General features: G+C 60.5%; 15 protein-coding genes. 6 read left to right on the top strand and 9 right to left on the bottom strand.

The annotated features are described in order from the left end of the window. The first annotated feature begins 405 nt into the window (after positions 1-405). Positions 406-1644: an MFS transporter gene (locus tag ORL50_RS07920; RefSeq protein ID WP_266011889.1), complete on the top strand. Its 1239-nt coding sequence runs from the start codon at positions 406-408 to the stop codon at positions 1642-1644. Here the strand turns inward: ORL50_RS07920 and ORL50_RS07915 are convergent. From ORL50_RS07915 to ORL50_RS07895, 5 genes are all read right to left on the bottom strand, one after another. Then, on the bottom strand, positions 1641-3842 hold the full coding sequence (locus ORL50_RS07915) for a xanthine dehydrogenase family protein molybdopterin-binding subunit (protein WP_266011887.1): 2202 nt from the start codon (positions 3840-3842) through the stop codon (positions 1641-1643). The genes ORL50_RS07920 and ORL50_RS07915 overlap by 4 nt on opposite strands. Continuing rightward, complete coding sequence (locus tag ORL50_RS07910) at positions 3842-4828, bottom strand: FAD binding domain-containing protein (protein WP_266011885.1); 987 nt, start codon at positions 4826-4828, stop codon at positions 3842-3844. Before ORL50_RS07910 ends, ORL50_RS07915 begins: the two co-directional genes overlap by 1 nt. Beyond that, positions 4825-5358, bottom strand: a complete 534-nt coding sequence (locus tag ORL50_RS07905; protein ID WP_266011883.1) for a (2Fe-2S)-binding protein — start codon at positions 5356-5358, stop codon at positions 4825-4827. Before ORL50_RS07905 ends, ORL50_RS07910 begins: the two co-directional genes overlap by 4 nt. Positions 5359-5464: 106 nt before the next feature. Continuing rightward, positions 5465-6016 carry a DJ-1 family glyoxalase III gene (locus ORL50_RS07900; protein ID WP_266011881.1) on the bottom strand — a complete coding sequence of 184 codons (552 nt, stop codon included), beginning with the start codon at positions 6014-6016 and terminating at the stop codon, positions 5465-5467. Between the two features lie 65 nt (positions 6017-6081). Then, positions 6082-6495 carry a DUF4879 domain-containing protein gene (locus tag ORL50_RS07895; RefSeq protein WP_266012557.1) on the bottom strand — a complete coding sequence of 138 codons (414 nt, stop codon included), beginning with the start codon at positions 6493-6495 and terminating at the stop codon, positions 6082-6084. A gap of 257 nt (positions 6496-6752) precedes the next feature. Between ORL50_RS07895 and ORL50_RS07890 the strand changes: the two genes are divergently transcribed. Continuing rightward, positions 6753-8048, top strand: a complete 1296-nt coding sequence (locus ORL50_RS07890; RefSeq protein WP_266011879.1) for an NCS2 family permease — start codon at positions 6753-6755, stop codon at positions 8046-8048. Beyond that, positions 8045-9124, top strand: a complete 1080-nt coding sequence (trmA, locus tag ORL50_RS07885; RefSeq protein WP_266011877.1) for a tRNA (uridine(54)-C5)-methyltransferase TrmA — start codon at positions 8045-8047, stop codon at positions 9122-9124. Before ORL50_RS07890 ends, trmA begins: the two co-directional genes overlap by 4 nt. Before the next feature lie 54 nt (positions 9125-9178). On the opposite strand, the gene ORL50_RS07880 is transcribed toward trmA, so the two are convergent. Together ORL50_RS07880 and ORL50_RS07875 are read right to left on the bottom strand one after the other, a co-directional pair. Continuing rightward, the gene (locus ORL50_RS07880) at positions 9179-9625 is read right to left on the bottom strand and encodes a DUF2442 domain-containing protein (RefSeq protein ID WP_266011875.1); all 447 of its coding nucleotides are present in this window, start codon (positions 9623-9625) and stop codon (positions 9179-9181) included. After that, positions 9622-10050, bottom strand: a complete 429-nt coding sequence (locus tag ORL50_RS07875) for a DUF4160 domain-containing protein (protein WP_266011873.1) — start codon at positions 10048-10050, stop codon at positions 9622-9624. Before ORL50_RS07875 ends, ORL50_RS07880 begins: the two co-directional genes overlap by 4 nt. Before the next feature lie 217 nt (positions 10051-10267). Between ORL50_RS07875 and ORL50_RS07870 the strand changes: the two genes are divergently transcribed. From ORL50_RS07870 to ORL50_RS07860, 3 genes are all read left to right on the top strand, one after another. Next, positions 10268-11179: a LysR family transcriptional regulator gene (locus tag ORL50_RS07870; protein WP_266011870.1), complete on the top strand. Its 912-nt coding sequence runs from the start codon at positions 10268-10270 to the stop codon at positions 11177-11179. Between the two features lie 133 nt (positions 11180-11312). After that, entirely contained in the window at positions 11313-11753 is a 441-nt protein-coding gene (aroQ, locus tag ORL50_RS07865; RefSeq protein WP_266011868.1) for a type II 3-dehydroquinate dehydratase, read from the top strand. Between the two features lie 5 nt (positions 11754-11758). Continuing rightward, entirely contained in the window at positions 11759-12613 is an 855-nt protein-coding gene (locus tag ORL50_RS07860) for a shikimate dehydrogenase (protein WP_266011866.1), read from the top strand. A 69-nt stretch (positions 12614-12682) separates the two neighbouring features. Here ORL50_RS07860 and ORL50_RS07855 read toward each other — a convergent pair whose 3' ends face one another. Beyond that, positions 12683-13360 carry a TetR/AcrR family transcriptional regulator gene (locus ORL50_RS07855; protein ID WP_266011864.1) on the bottom strand — a complete coding sequence of 226 codons (678 nt, stop codon included), beginning with the start codon at positions 13358-13360 and terminating at the stop codon, positions 12683-12685. Positions 13361-13461: 101 nt separating this feature from the next. Beyond that, complete coding sequence (gene quiC / locus ORL50_RS07850) at positions 13462-15363, bottom strand: 3-dehydroshikimate dehydratase QuiC (RefSeq protein WP_266011862.1); 1902 nt, start codon at positions 15361-15363, stop codon at positions 13462-13464. Positions 15364-15732 lie beyond the last annotated feature (369 nt).

Here is a 15732-nt window from a genome sequence, read left to right as displayed (position 1 = left end):
GAATTCAAATTCGTTCTTTTTTTACCAGCATCACACGTAGGGAGTCTGGCCAATTGGCCGCCGGATCATTTCCGCGAAGGGTTTTGATCTGGATCAAGCATGGTTGAAAGAGTAGTCCCATTTTCGCAGGTGGCCGGTGTGGTCGATTGCCGCGTGACAGGTTGCCTCACAGGCATGGCAATCAGTCGTAACACATTCCCTGTGGGAGTGAGCATGCTCGCGATGGCGGTTTGCCAGACTGCAGGGCTGTCGACTGACACATAGCCATCGCGAGCAGGCTCACTCCTACACGAACTGCAGTGTTTTGCTGATTGGTGTCTAGCTAACTAATTTTTTTGTTACAGCAACTTCTGGTTACAGGTTGGTGATAATCTCGGACCTCCCCTGTTCCAGACCTGCCTGCCGATGCCCAGCCAAGCCCCTTTGCTGTTACGTCACCATCGCCCATTCATTGCGTTTTGGCTGGCCCGGATCTTCACCGCCAGTGGCTTCCAGATGCTGACCGTGGCCATCGGCTGGAATCTCTACCAGCTCACCGGTAACGTGCTGGACCTGGGCCTGGTGGGCCTGGTGGAATTCGCCCCGCGGGTGCTGTTTATGTTGCACACCGGACATGTTGCCGATCGCTACGACCGGCGTAAGGTGGCGGCGATCTGTCAGTCGTTGCAGGCGTTGATTGCCCTGGCGCTGGCCATCGGCAGCGCGACGGATCATGTCACCCGGGAGATGATCTTCATCCTCGCATTCCTGTTGGGCGCCGCGCGCTCGTTCGAGATGCCCACGACCCAGGCATTGCTGCCGAGCATCGTGCCCAGTGCGCTGTTTCCTCGTGCAGTAGCCGCAGCCCAGTCGGCGCAGCAATCGGCAACCATCGTTGCTCCCGCGCTCGGCGGCTTGTTGTACGCTTTTGGCAGCGTCTGGGTTTACGGGCCTACGGTCATTTTGTACATCATCGCCTGTTGCCTGATGCTCAACCTGCCGGCCCGGCAGACACCACTGAACAAAGGCAAGGCCACCCTGGACTCGCTGTTGGCGGGTATCCGTTTCATTCGCAGTCGACCGGACATCCTCGGGGCCATTTCCCTGGACCTGTTTGCCGTCTTGCTCGGAGGCGCGACCGCCCTGCTGCCGGTGTTTGCCAAGGACATCTTGCTGACCGGACCTTGGGGCCTTGGCCTGTTGCGTTCGGCGCCAGCGGTGGGTGCGCTGCTGATGTCGCTGTGGCTGGCGCGGTTTTCCGTGGATCGCAAGGTGGGTCGGGTGATGTTCACTGCGGTGGGCGTATTCGGCGTCGCGACCATTGCGTTCGGCCTGTCGACGTCATTCTGGTTCTCCCTCGCGGTACTGGTGGTGCTAGGCGCCGCGGACATGATCAGCATGGTCATCAGGGCTTCCTTCGTACAGCTGGAAACCCCGGACGAAATGCGCGGACGGGTCAGCGCCGTGAACGGTTTGTTCATCGGCGCCTCGAACCAGTTGGGCGAGTTCGAATCCGGCCTCACCGCTCACTGGTTCGGGACCGTCCCGGCGGTGGTGATGGGCGGCATCGGCACGCTGGTGGTGACCGGGGTCTGGATCAAGCTGTTCCCGACTCTGGCCAACCGCGACCGCATGCATATACCAGCGCAAGAGGCCAAGGCCTAAAGCAGCTTGTCGAGGGTGATGGGAAAATCCCGCACCCTTTTCCCCGTGGCGTGATAGATCGCGTTGGCCACCGCTGCCGCCACACCCACGATGCCGATCTCACCCACGCCCTTGGAGCCCAGCGCATTGACGATCTCGTCGTGCTCTTCGACGAACAGCACTTCGATATCGCCAATGTCAGCGTTCACCGGGATGTGATATTCGGCGAGGCTGTGGTTCATGTGTCGGCCGAGCGCATGATCGGTCTGGGTTTCCTCGTGCAGCGCCATGCCCACTCCCCAAACCACGCCGCCGAGAATCTGGCTGCGGGCCATCTTCGGGTTCACCACGCGGCCGGCGGCGATGGCACTGACCACACGATTGACCTTCACGGTGCCCAAGTCCTCATCGACCAGCACCTCGACGAACACCGCCGAGTGCGTTGCGGTGGCGTACGCTTCGCGTTTCTTGTCGGGCTCGGCATCCACTTGAACCTCAACGGTCACTTCGCCGCTGTTGCGCACCAGCTCCGCCAGGGACACTCGCGACTCACCCGAACTCAACTGCCCTGCCTCGAACACCGCCTGTTCGGCGGTGACAGCAGCGAATGCCGGATGGGTTTGCCGGGCAACCGCCAGGAGTTTTTCCTGTAACGCGGCGCACGCCTGCTGGACTGCGGTGCCGACCGAAGAAACGGTGAATGAGCCGCCCTGCAATGGCGCGGTGGGTAGCGAGGAGTCGCCCAGCACAAAAGTGACATCCTGGACCGCAACGCCCGAGGCCTGGGCGGCGATCTGCGTCATCACGGTGTAGGTGCCGGTGCCAATGTCAGTCGTTGCACTGCTGACGGTCAGTTTGCCGTCGCGGTCGAGGCTGGCTTTGGCACTGGCTTTCTGTTGCATGGCTTCCCAGACACCACCCGCCATGCCCCAGCCGACCAACTGCCGATCATGACGCATGCTGCGAGGTTCGGGGTTGCGCTGACTCCAGCCAAAACGCTCGGCCCCTTGCTCGTAGCAGGCACGCAGTTCCTTGCTCGAGTAAGGTTTGTCTTCGTTCTGATTGCGTTCTGCATAGTTGATCAGCCGCAGTTGCACCGGGTCGATCGCCAGCGCACAGGCCAGCTCGTCCATGGCGCATTCCAGGCCGATCAGGCCGAGCGCGGCCCCCGGGGCGCGCATGTCCAGCGGCGTGAACACATCCAGCGGCACCAGCTTGTAAGTCAGCTGCACGTTGTCGCAGTGGTAAAGCATGCCGCTCCACTCCACCACGTGCTCGGTGAAGTCTTCAAATCGCGAAGTCTGGCCGATGGCAGTGTGCCCAACCGCCAGCAACCGGCCGTTAGCCGCAGCGCCCAATTGCAGGCGCTGCAAAGTGCGCGGTCGGTAGCCAAAGGTAAACATTTGCTGACGGGTCAGGGTCACCCGCACCGAGCGCTTGAGTTTGAGCGCGGCCATCACCGCGAGTGGCAATTGGTACTGCGGACGCAAACCAGAGCCAAAGGCGCCGCCTACAAAGGCGGCGAATATCCGTACCTGCTCTTTCTCAAGGCCGAAGACTTTTTGCACATAGGCCTGGCAGTTCTGCGGCCCTTGGGTTTTGTCATGGATGTGCAACGTGCCATCGGGCTGATAAAGCACGGTACTGGCATGCGGCTCCATCGGGTTGTGATGTTCGATCGGAGTGCTGTAGTGCAAATCGAGACTCAGTGCCGCGCCGGCGAACTCGGCCTGGAAATTGCCCCTGGGCTTGGGTAACTCGGCGGGTGCCGGATGAGCCTCACCCTGCATGGGCACAAGGTCGGTCTGATGGGTATCGCTTTCATATTCGATGCGCACCAGCGATCCGGCATGCCGTGCCAGCTCCAGATTATCGGCTACGACCAGTGCCAGTGGCTGGCCGCTGTACAGGACGCGGTCGTTGTAGAGCGGACGAAACGGCGAGCCTTCGGCGGAGTCCGCGTCCTCGTAATCCTTGTCGTAGCTGGCTATATGCGGTCGGCTGGTGTGATCGATCACGGCAACGACGCCGGGCAATGCCAGGGCTGCCGATGCATCGATGCTCAGGACGCGTCCGCAAGGGATGTTGCTGGAGACCACACTGCCATGCAGCAAGCCCTGCTCGGGAAACTCGCCGGCATACCGCGCCTGGCCGGTGACCTTGAGATGACCATCGACACGATCCAATGGCTGGCCCATGGGTTGGGTAAAGGTATTCATCAGGCTTGCCCTCCCAGCGCGGCATCGCTCAGCGCCCGGACAATCGCCCGGCGCGCCAGTTTGACTTTGAACGCGTTGTGCTCAAGTGGCTCGGCGTTGCGCAGCAGCGCATCGGCGGCAGCAGCGAAGGTTTCGCGGCTGACGGTCTGGCCCACCAACGCATTTTCCACTGACTTGTCGCGCCACGGTTTGTGAGCCACGCCGCCCAGTGCCAGACGAGCACCACGAATGACGGGGCCGTCGAGGTCAAGCGCCGCCGCTACCGACACCAGGGCAAAAGCATAGGAGGCGCGATCGCGGATCTTCAGGTAATGGCTGTATTCGGCGAAACCGGCGGCAGGCAATTCAACGCTGGTGATCAATTCATCGTCGGCCAGTTGGTTGTCGCGCTCCGGCGCATCGCCCGGCAGGCGATGGAAGTCAGCAAACTCGATGGTTCGCTGGCCGCCACGCCCTTGCACATGCACCACGGCTTCCAGTGCGGCCAATGCCACGCACATGTCCGATGGGTGGGTGGCCACGCACTGGGCGCTGGCGCCGAAAATCGCATGAATCCGGTTCAAACCGTCCCGCGCCGGACAGCCGCTGCCTGGTTCGCGCTTGTTGCACGGCACGCTGGAATCGTAAAAGTAATAACACCGCGTGCGTTGCAGCAGGTTGCCACCAGTACTGGCCATGTTGCGCAACTGCGGGGATGCGCCCGACAGAATCGCCTGTGACAACAGTGGATAACGCTGTTCGATCAATGGGTGCCAGGCCAGGTCGGCATTGCTCACCAAAGCCCCGATCATCAGCCCGCCGCCGGCTGTTTCACGCACTTCGCGCAGGGGCAGGCCAGTGATGTCGATCAGGTGCTCGGGACGAGTGACATTTTCTTTCATCAGATCCAGCAGGTTGGTACCGCCGGCGATGAAGCGCGATGCGGGGCCCGCGAGATGCACCGCGTCCTGTACCGATTCGGGCTTGCTGTAATGAAACGGATTCATTGGCCACCCCCTTGCCCAGCATTGGCGCGGCAGGCAGGAAGCGCTTCTTCGATGGCATCGCGAATATTGCTGTAGGCGCCACAGCGGCACAGGTTGCCGCTCATCAGCTCCTTGATGTCTGCTGGGGTGTTGGCCCGTCCTTCGTTGGCCAGGCCGACGGCCGAGCAGATCTGCCCGGGTGTGCAATACCCGCACTGGAAGGCATCGTGCTTGATGAAGGCCTGTTGCATTGGATGCAGCTGCTCACCCTCGGCCAGGCCTTCGATGGTGGTCAACTCGGCACCGTTACACATCACGGCCAACGTCAGGCAGGCATTCACCCGCTTGCCGTTGAGCAGCACCGTGCAGGCTCCACATTGGCCGTGGTCACAGCCTTTTTTGCTGCCGATCAGGTCCAGTTGTTCCCGCAGCAGGTCCAGCAAGGTGGTCCAGGGCAGGACTTCAAGCTGACGCGCCTGGCCATTGAGCGTCAGGCCCAGTGGGTGGCGGGCAAATGACGCTGGCTTGGCGTCGTCGATGGTCGCGCTCATGTACACCTCACGATTGGTCGTCTGTTTGCGGCGTTTTGGCAAACCGCCGTCACAAGGGGTACGACTTCGCAGGGTGCACAGCGTTCAAGGGGATTGATCTGCGGCGTCAGACCAGCATTTCTGCCGCCACCGCCGTGCGTACTGCCTTGCCACAAAGCTGCTCGACCAGAGCCAGGGTAAATGACAGGGCGGCGCCTGAACCCTGGGCGGTGATGCAGTTGCCGTCGACCACCACCGGCTGATCGACAAAAGTGCAGCCCGACAATTGATGGCTGGCCGAGGGCAGGCAGGTCATCCGTCGCTGGCGCAACACGCCAGCGGGTTGCAGCGCCAGCGCCGGAGACTCGGCAATCGCGGCGAACAGTCGACCGGCAGCCGCCTGATCCTTGATCAGTTGCTGCAGAGGTTGATGGGCTGCCAGGTGCTGCGCGCCCACGGCCCCGCCGGGCAGCGCGATCAGGTCGAAAGGTTGCGCCAGTAAATCCACCAGCATGGCATCGGCGGTCACGCGGGTACCACGGGCGCAGGTCAGCATGCGCCGGCCTTCGATACTGGCTACCACCACTTCCACCTTGGCGCGGCGCAGCACGTCGACCAAGGTCACTGCTTGCAGATCATCGATGCCCTCGGCGAGGGTAATCAGAGCTCTAAAGGTCATGGGCGACATCCACTGAATGATCTTTAAAGCGTAGTCAGCTTTCGCGGCTCCTGTCCGAGCGGGCGTTACTTGATGTAAAGCTGCGTCGACAGCGTATTGCCCGGCGCATTGATTGAAGTATTGCTGAAGGTGAACGTGCCTTCCTGCTTGCCCGCCAGATCGAAGACGTAGAGGTAGCCGACGGTTTTCCTGCCGACGGTGCACTCGGTCAGATTACCGTTATCAAAGGCACAGACCGGAGTCCGGGTACCGTTGAGGTCAAATCCGTCCAGGCCGACCCGCGCCGCACGACCGTAGCCGACTTCCAGCACATACACCTTGATGTTCGGCCCGCTGTGATTACAGTGGGTCTGTTCCTGGCCGGCTGCAATGTCCTCGAAACCGCAGGCCGGGGACTCAACCTTCAGCACCTTGACTTGACTCAGCGCCGGCGCCGCCGCAGCCCACACGCCCTGCCCCTGCGCCAAACAGCCAATCATCACCGCCAATACCCCAGCCAGACGCTTGTTCATGCAAGTCCCATGTCGCCCCAAATGCCAGCCCGCAGTATGGCGCACTTGGCTTGAACGCAAAACATCGACGACGATCGCAGCCATAAGCAGCCACAGCCCCACGCTGCTGGTATGATGCGCGGCTTTTTCCGACCCACAGAAAATTACCGGGCCCGTTTCGCGGTCTGTGCTTTGCTGTTGAGGTCGATACATTCACGGCGCCGGGCGCGCCACGGGGAGCAGACATGCTGGAAAGGCTGTTTCAACTCAAGGCACACAACACCAACGTGCGGACCGAGATTCTTGCGGGCATCACGACCTTCCTGGCCATGGCCTATATCCTGTTCGTCAACCCGAGCATTCTCGGCGAGACCGGCATGGACAAGGGCGCGGTGTTCGTCGCGACCTGCCTGGCCGCGGCCATCGGTTCCACCGTGATGGGCCTGATCGCCAACTACCCGATCGCGCTGGCACCGGGCATGGGTCTGAACGCCTTCTTCACCTACACCGTCGTGCTGCACATGGGCCATACCTGGCAAGTGGCGCTGGGCGCGGTGTTCATCTCGGCAGTGCTGTTCTTCCTGCTGTCGATCTTTCGCATCCGCGAATGGATCATCAACAGCATCCCGCTGCCGCTGCGTTCGGCCATTGCCGCTGGCATCGGCCTGTTCCTGGCGTTGATTGCCCTGCATAACGCCGGGATCGTCGTCAGCAACCCGGCGACCATGGTCGGTCTTGGTGACTTGAAGCAACCGGCACCGATTCTCGCGACCCTGGGTTTTGCTCTGATCGTGGCCCTCGAAGCCCTCAAAATCCGGGGTGCAGTGTTGATCGGCATTCTGGTCGTCACCATTGCCTCCATCGCCCTGGGCTTCACCCCCTTCGGTGGCGTGATGTCGATGCCGCCGTCCCTGGCGCCGACCTTCCTGCAACTGGACATCAAAGGCGCGCTGGACATCGGCCTGGTCAGCGTGATTTTCGCCTTCCTGTTCGTCGATCTGTTCGACAACTCCGGCACCCTGATCGGCGTTGCCAAGCGCGCGGGCCTGATGGGCAAGGACGGCCACATGCCGAAGATGGGCCGTGCGCTCATCGCCGACAGTACTGCCGCCATGGCCGGTTCGTTGCTGGGCACATCGACGACCACCAGCTACATCGAGTCCGCAGCCGGCGTCAGCGCTGGTGGCCGTACTGGCCTGACGGCGGTGGTGGTAGCAATCCTGTTCCTGCTGGCGCTGTTCTTCTCGCCACTGGCCGCCAGCGTTCCGGCGTTCGCCACGGCCCCTGCGCTGCTGTTCGTCGCGGTGCTGATGACTTCCGGGCTGGCCGAAATAGACTGGGACGACATCACCGTTGCGGCACCGGTCGTGGTCACTGCCCTGGCCATGCCATTCACTTATTCCATCGCCAACGGCATCGCCTTCGGTTTCATCTCCTGGACCGTGATCAAGTTGCTGTCCGGGCGCGCCCGTGAGCTCAACCCGGCGCTGGTGATTCTGTCGATTCTGTTCGTGATCAAGTTGGGTTGGTTCAACGCATGACTTTTGATTCCCAGGCCTACGCCACTCAGCTCGAAGAAAAAGTCACGCGTCTGCGTGACTTGCTGGCGCCGTTTGATGCCCCCGAACCGGCTGTGTTCGACTCGCCGCTGCAGAATTTCCGCCTGCGCGCCGAATTTCGCTTGTGGCGCGAAGGGGGCGACCGGCATTACGCAATGTTTTCCCTGGAAGACAAACGCACGCCGGTCCTGATCGAAGAGTTTCCGATCGCCAGCTTGCGCATCAATCAACTGATGCCGCAACTCAAAGCCGCCTGGCAGGCAAGCGCCGCCCTGAGCCACAAGCTGTTCCAGGTGGAATTTCTGACCACCCTGGCTGGCGACGCGATGATCACCCTGTGTTATCACCGCCCGCTGGACGAACATTGGCACGCCGCCGCCTCGAAGCTGGCGGCAGACTTGAACGTCAGCATCATCGGTCGCTCCAAAGGCAAGCGCGAAGTCATCGGCCTCGATTACGTGGTCGAGCAATTTGAAGTCGGCGGGCGCACTTTCAGCTACCGCCAGCCGGAAGGCGCGTTCACTCAACCCAACGGCACCGTGAATCAGAAAATGCTGAATTGGGCTTACAACGCATTGGGTGATCGCTCGGACGATTTGCTCGAGCTGTATTGCGGCAACGGCAACTTCACCCTGCCCCTCGCTACCCGCGCGCGCAAAGCGCTGGCCACCGAAATCAGCAAGAGTTCGGTCAACGCGGCGCTGAGCAACCTGAGCGAAAACGCTGTGGATAACGTCACCCTGGTGCGTTTATCCGCCGAAGAGCTGACTGAAGCATTGAACGAAGTCCGCCCTTTCCGTCGTCTGCAGGGCATCGACCTGAAGAGCTACGAATTTGGCAGCGTATTCGTCGACCCGCCCCGCGCCGGCATGGACCCGGACACCTGCGAGCTGACCCGCCGCTTCGACAACATCCTCTACATTTCCTGTAACCCGGAAACCCTGGCAGCCAACATCGCCCAGTTGCACGACACGCACCGCATCACCCGCTGTGCAATGTTCGACCAGTTTCCGTGGACCCATCACATGGAGTCCGGAGTCATGCTGACTCGGCGCTAAGCCCAACAGCCAGAAACAAACAAGCCGTCGTTTTGACGGCTTTTTTGTGTATGCCTAGAGCGTCGCGTCGACTTTGCGCGGACGCCCGCCCTTCTTGCCATTGGCCCGAGCTGCGGCAGACTTGGCGGCGCTGCTTTGCCGACCATTGCGCGAAGCGACCACGGAAGAGGCCATGGCCATCAGTGGTTCGCTGGCAGAAATCATACCGGCAATCGACACCTGCAAATCCCTGCCCTCATGGCACAGGGCTGTCCCGGAAAATCCGACAGTCAAATCTGCGAAGTCCTCAGCGCTGAAATCAGCGAATTCCGGGTAATACTTCACCGGCAGCAATACGCCGCTGCCGTCTGCAAAACTCACCGTAAGACATGAAGCCTGATGGGTCACCGCAGTGGCCTGCAGGCAGTTCTTTTGCCGCAACTGCCCACGCTCGATCGCTTCATCCAGCAGTGCCTCGGTCACTGGTTGATCCACCAGTATTTTTGCCTTAATTGTCTTCACAGTTCGATCTCCACGCCCTCCGGTGCTCCCATCAGGGACAGTAGGGTCTTGTCATTTTCGGGCTCATACCGAGCCGACCCAATCAGGTAGGTCGACCTGGCGATGCCTCTCATCATCACTACTTCGCTGGCGTGCCAATCCCATAACTGATGGTCGAGACAGGCCGTCTGCAGTTTGTTCCACCATATGCTGCGGGCGCGTCGCAGGTGGGCAGGCTGCCTCAGCGCCTGGCGCAATCCCTCTAAAACCGGCACGGGCGGGCGTCGCGAAAGAGGAACAACGTCCCACAGGTCGACACTGTTGTGCCAAAAGCTGAATCTGAATCGAGCGCTCCACAGCCCTGCATTTACATGCGCATGCGGGGGGCAGTGTTCATCGCGCAGCATGATCACCAACGAGAGTCCCTTGTAGCGACATACATTCATGCTAACCCATCCGTTAGGTTATAGAACCAAAATCTGATCCTGTCCTTTAAGTATTCGACGACTGGCGTTTTTCGCCGAGTCGACATCCCGCGCTTCAGCCTAGCGCCTGAACCCGTCCCAAGCCGGCGCAAAGGCGCACGAATAAGTAAGCAATCCTTTCACCCCACAACCTGATCGGTACAGAATCACCTTCACTTTATCCACGGTGTAATCAACCATGCAGCGACTCTTCGACGATCTTCAGCTGGGCAGCATCGAGCTGTTTTGCCTGGCTGCCGAGGCTGGCAGTTTTACTGCGGCAGCGCTGGTGGCGGGGGTGACGCCGGCGGCGGTGAGTCGTTCGGTGTCGCGCATGGAAGAGCGCCTGGGGGTGCGGCTGTTTGCGCGCACTACCCGCAGCGTCAAGCTGACCGACAGCGGCCGGCGCTACTACGAAGAATGTCGCCAGGCGCTGGCGCAACTGGTGGAGGCGCAGCGCGAGGTCATGGGCCAGCAGCAGCAACCGTCAGGCACGTTGCGCATCAGCATCCCCACCACTTATGCCCATCACCGCATCCTGCCGTTGCTGCCGGCCTTCAGGGCGCGCTTTCCCGAGGTAAAGGTCGAAGCGCACATCAGTAACCGCAACATCGATTTCGTTGGCGAAGGTTATGACATGGCCATCCGCGTCCGGGCCATCCCGGACTCCGGCCTGATCGCCCGTCAACTTGAAAACGCCGATCTGGTGATGATCGCGAGCCCCGATTACCTCAAGCGCGCGGGCGAGCCACAGACTCTGGATGAGCTGACGCGCCACGAGTGCATTCAGTACGAATTGCCCAGCAGCGGCCGGCGCATTGCCTGGCTGTTCAACGATCATGGCTCGCCTGTCGAGATCCTGGCGCAGGGCAACCTCAGTTGCTCCGACGATGTGCTGGGCGGGGTGACCCTGGCGAAACACGCAGCGGGATTGTTTCAGACCTATAGGTTTATCGTGGAAAAGGAGCTCGCCGACGGGACGCTGGTGGAGGTACTCAAGCCATACGGTGGACGCTCACGGCCATTCACCCTGCTCTACCCTCAGAGTCGCCATGTTCCACTGCGTTTAAGGGCGTTTATCGACTTTCTGGTTGAACAGTTGCCGCGCTGAGACCGTCCGATCACCGCACACAAATGCCCGCAGCACAGCCTCGCCAATTGACCAAATTAACCATCTAGTACATTTTATCTCCACAGGCTGAGAATTTCAGCCAATGCCAAAAATAATAAGTGGAGATACCCCCATGGCCCCCATCGTTCTGGTGCTTAACGGCCCCAACCTGAACCTGCTTGGCACCCGTGAACCGGCCACCTACGGCCATGAAACCCTCGCGGACATTTCCGCGCTATGCGGTCGTGCCGGCGAAGAATTCGGCCTGCGGGTGGAGTTTCGCCAGACCAATCATGAAGGTGAACTGCTGGACTGGATTCACGCCGCCCGCGGCCGTTGCGCAGGCATCGTGATCAATCCGGCAGCCTGGACGCATACCTCGGTCGCGATCCGTGATGCCCTGGTCGCCAGCGAATTACCGGTGATCGAAGTTCATCTTTCCAACGTGCACGCCCGCGAACCTTTCCGTCACCACTCGTTCGTCTCCGCCGTCGCCATGGCCGTGATGGCCGGTTTCGGCAGCAACGGTTATCGCCTGGCACTGCAACATTTCAGTCAGCATTTACAAGGGTGAGCAGCATGGACCGGGAACAAGTGGTACTGGCCGGCCTGATCGGCGCGGGCATTCAGGCGTCGCGCACTCCGGCGCTGCACGAGCATGAGGGGGATGCCCAGGGCTTGCGTTACCTCTATCGCCTGATCGATCTCGACCAGTTGCAACTCGACAGCTGCGCCCTGCCCGATTTGCTGGTGGCCGCAGAGCGTATGAACTTCACCGGGCTGAACATCACCTTTCCCTGTAAACAGGCCATCATCCCGCTGCTCGACGACCTGTCGCCGGAAGCCCGGGGAATCGGCGCGGTAAACACGGTAGTGCTGAAGGATGGCAAACGCATCGGGCATAACACCGACTGCCTGGGCTTTGCCGAAGGATTTCGCCGTGGCCTGCCGGGCGCCAGTGTCGAGCGCGTGGTGCAGATGGGTGCTGGCGGTGCCGGAGCGGCGGTGGCCCACGCGTTGCTGAGCGAAGGCGTACAGCTGCTGAGTATTTTTGACGTGGAAAGCAGCCGCGCCCAAGTCCTTGCGGATAATCTCAACCAGCATTTCGGCGCTGGCCGCGCGGTCGCAGGGCAGGATCTGCCAGGGGTACTGGCATTGGCGAACGGCCTGGTGAACACCACCCCCATGGGCATGAAAAAGCTGCCGGGCATGCCGGTGCCGGTCGGATTACTGCGCAGCGAACTGTGGGTAGCGGAGATCGTTTACTTTCCGCTGGAGACTGAACTGCTGCGCAACGCCCGCGCCCTGGGCTGCCGGACACTGGACGGCGGCAACATGGCGGTGTTTCAGGCGGTGAAGGCGTTTGAGCTGTTCAGTGGAGTAGTGCCGGATTCGGCGCGGATGTTGGCGGACTTTCAGGGGATGAATCGGTAAACAACAGATCAAAAGATCGCGACCCGAGCCTCCGGCAACTTCTGCGTCGGCCGTACTGCGATCTTTGTATCAGGCCTTCAGGTAGCGTAGAACCGACTCGCAGATCATTTCCCGATGGCGTTGCTTGATTTTTTCATCTGGCAGGTCGATCTGGAAAATCTCGCCGAAGGTGTGGCGGTTCGACACTCGGTAGAAGCAGAACGAACTCATCAGCAGGTGCACGTCCAGCGGGTCGAGACCGGCGCGGAACACGCCCTCGTCGGCACCCCGACGCAGAATCACGCCCAGTGAATCGAGCACGGTGGTGTTCATCGTCTTGATCGCATCGGAGCGCTTCACATATTCGGCGTTGTGAATGTTCTCGATACACACGATGCGCACGAAATCGACGTTGCGGTCATGGTGGTCGAACGTGAATTCCACCAACCGCCGGATCGCTTCCACCGGCGGCAGCTCGGTCAGGTGCAGGCGGTTTTCCGTGGTGCGGATATCGCCGTACAACTTCTCCAACACCTCAACGTAGAGCTGTTCCTTACTGCCGAAGTAGTAATAGATCATGCGCTTGGAGGTGTGGATGCGCTCGGCGATCGCGTCGACCCGCGCCCCCGATAGCCCCTGCTGCACAAACTCGACAATGGCTTCTTGAAGAATGTTCTCGCGGGTCTTTTCCGGATTGTTCTTGCGGCTCTTGCGCGGCTCGGCAAGGGGTTTGTCGGGCGCTGCGGAAAGTTCTGAAGTTATTGTCATCGCGGGCTCACGGCCATCACTGCACAGGCGGCGATTATGGGCCGCGCCGCACGACGAAGGAAGCCGCGCGGCACAGGTTTGAATGCGCGGTTACCAATTTCCTACAACTTTGCCTGACGGACGGCGCCACTGCGGGATTTGGCCATGGCAGCCAGACGCACGGCGACGTTGGCCGCTCCATAACCCGCGTAGCCGTTCTTGCGCTGGATGATTTCGAAGAAAAATCGCCCTTCAAACGGTTCGGTGTACACGTGGAACAGCTCCCCGCCCTGGGCATCACGGTCGTACAGCACGTTGAAGTAAGCCAGTTCGCTGAGGAATTCGTCGTCGAAATCGAAGCGCGCGGCCAGGTCGTCGTAATAGTTGAGCGGAATATCCAGCAACGGCACGCCGGCCTCTTTCGCACGGCTGACTTCGGCAAAGATGTCATCGCAGTCAAACGCGATGTGATGCACACCCGAGCCGCGATAACTCGACAAGGCGTGCGAGATGGCCGTGTTGCGGTTCTCGGAGATATTCAGCGGCAAGCGGATCGAGCTGTCGCGGCTGCGCAATGCCCGGCTTTTCACCAGGCCATAAGGGTCGGGCAGCACCACTTCGTCGTCCGCTTCAAAGTCCAGCAGGCTCTTGTAGAACAGCACCCAGCTGTCGAGGCTGTCGGCGGGCAGCGCCATGGCCATATGGTCGATACGCTTGAGACCGCCACTGGCCACGGCGGCCGGTTGCAAGTGAAAATCGGTGCCATAGACGTCGGCATCCTGGTCGACCAGATAGATCAGGCTGCCATCCGGCGCGCGCACTGCGGCCAGTTCCAGTTCGTTGGGCCCCACCAGTCCGCGATAGGGCTGGCCCTTGTAGGCAACCGCCCGGGCCAGGGCACTGGCGCTGTCTTTCACCCGTACCGCGGTGGCGCACAGTGAAGGACCGTGAGCTTCAAAAAAACTGTGGGCGAATGAGTACGGCTCGGAGTTGAGGATCAGGTTGATGTCGCCTTGACGCAGCAGGCTCACGCTCTTGGAACGATGCTGCCCGGCCTTGACGAAGCCCAGCCGTTCCAGCCAATGGGAGAGCTTGGCGCCAAGGCTTTCGTCCACGGCAAATTCGAGGAATTCGATGCCGTTGTACTCGCTGGCTTTGGGCGTCTGGAACAGTATTTCCGGGTTGGCCACCGGCTGGGCTTCCTGTGCCAGGCGCTCGCGGGTCTTTTCCTCGAGGTACAACAGCGAGCGCAAGCCGTCGGCGGCGTTGGCCCGAGGCGGTGCGGCGCGGAAGCCGTCGTTGAAGATTTCCAGCGACAGCGGTCCGGTGTAGCCACTCTTGATGATCGGTGCGAGAAAGCCGGGAAGGTCGAATTCACCCTGGCCGGGGAAGCAACGGAAATGTCGGCTCCACTCCAGTACGTCCATGGCCAGGATCGGCGCGTCGGCCATCTGCACGAAGAAGATCTTGTCCCCGGGAATGTCGGCGATAGCCGCAGGATCGCCCTTGAGCGACAAGGTGTGGAAGCTGTCGAGCAGCACGCCGAGGCTTGGATGATCGGCCTGGCGAACAATATTCCAGACCTGCTGCCAGGTGTTGACGTGCCGCCCCCAGGCGAGCGCCTCGTAACCGATGCGCAGGCCGCGGGCTCCGGCGCGCTCGGCTAGTATGCGCAAGTCATCAACCAGGATCCGTTCATCACCCAGGGAGTCGGCCGAGGCGTTACTGCACACCAGCACCAGATCGGTACCCAGTTCCTGCATCAGGTCAAACTTGCGCTCGGCCCGCTCCAGGTTGCGCGACAGGCGATCGCGGCGGCAGCCCTCGAAGTCGCGAAACGGCTGGAACAGGGTGATCGCGATGCCGAGATCGGCACACATCTGTTTGATTTCCCGCGGACTGCCGTCGTAGTAGAGAAGATCATTCTCGAAGATCTCCACCCCGTCAAAGCCGGCGGCGGCAATGGCTTCGAGTTTTTCCGGCAGGGTACCGCTCAAGGAAACGGTGGCAATGGAACGCTGCATATTTCGACTCCCGGTGGTGGAGACAATCTTGTTATCGATTTCGCACATTTCCTTTCGTAGGAGCTGCAGAGTGCAACGAGGCTGCGATCTTTGGACTTGGATTTTTAAAGCAAGATCAAAAGATCGCAGCCTCGTTGCACTCGACAGCTCCTACAGGGAACACATTTTTTTCGTGAGATAATTATTCGCTTCACACTCTCTCACAGCAATTCAAAGTGTACTATCCAGTTAGTTTTATGTGCGATTATCGAACACAATGCCACTTGGCGAATTGACGATTTTTTGTTCACTGCCCACCATCGACTCCACATTGAGTCCGGTCACAGACCCTGGTCTCGGTGGCCAAAGACCCAGAACACCACATAAAAA

It is taken from the genome of Pseudomonas sp. RIT-562, assembly GCF_026241895.1.
In the GTDB taxonomy this organism is placed as follows: Bacteria; Pseudomonadota; Gammaproteobacteria; order Pseudomonadales; family Pseudomonadaceae; genus Aquipseudomonas; species Aquipseudomonas mandelii_F.
Note: the sequence above shows the minus strand (reverse complement) of the source record. Positions and strands in the feature narration are given on the sequence as shown.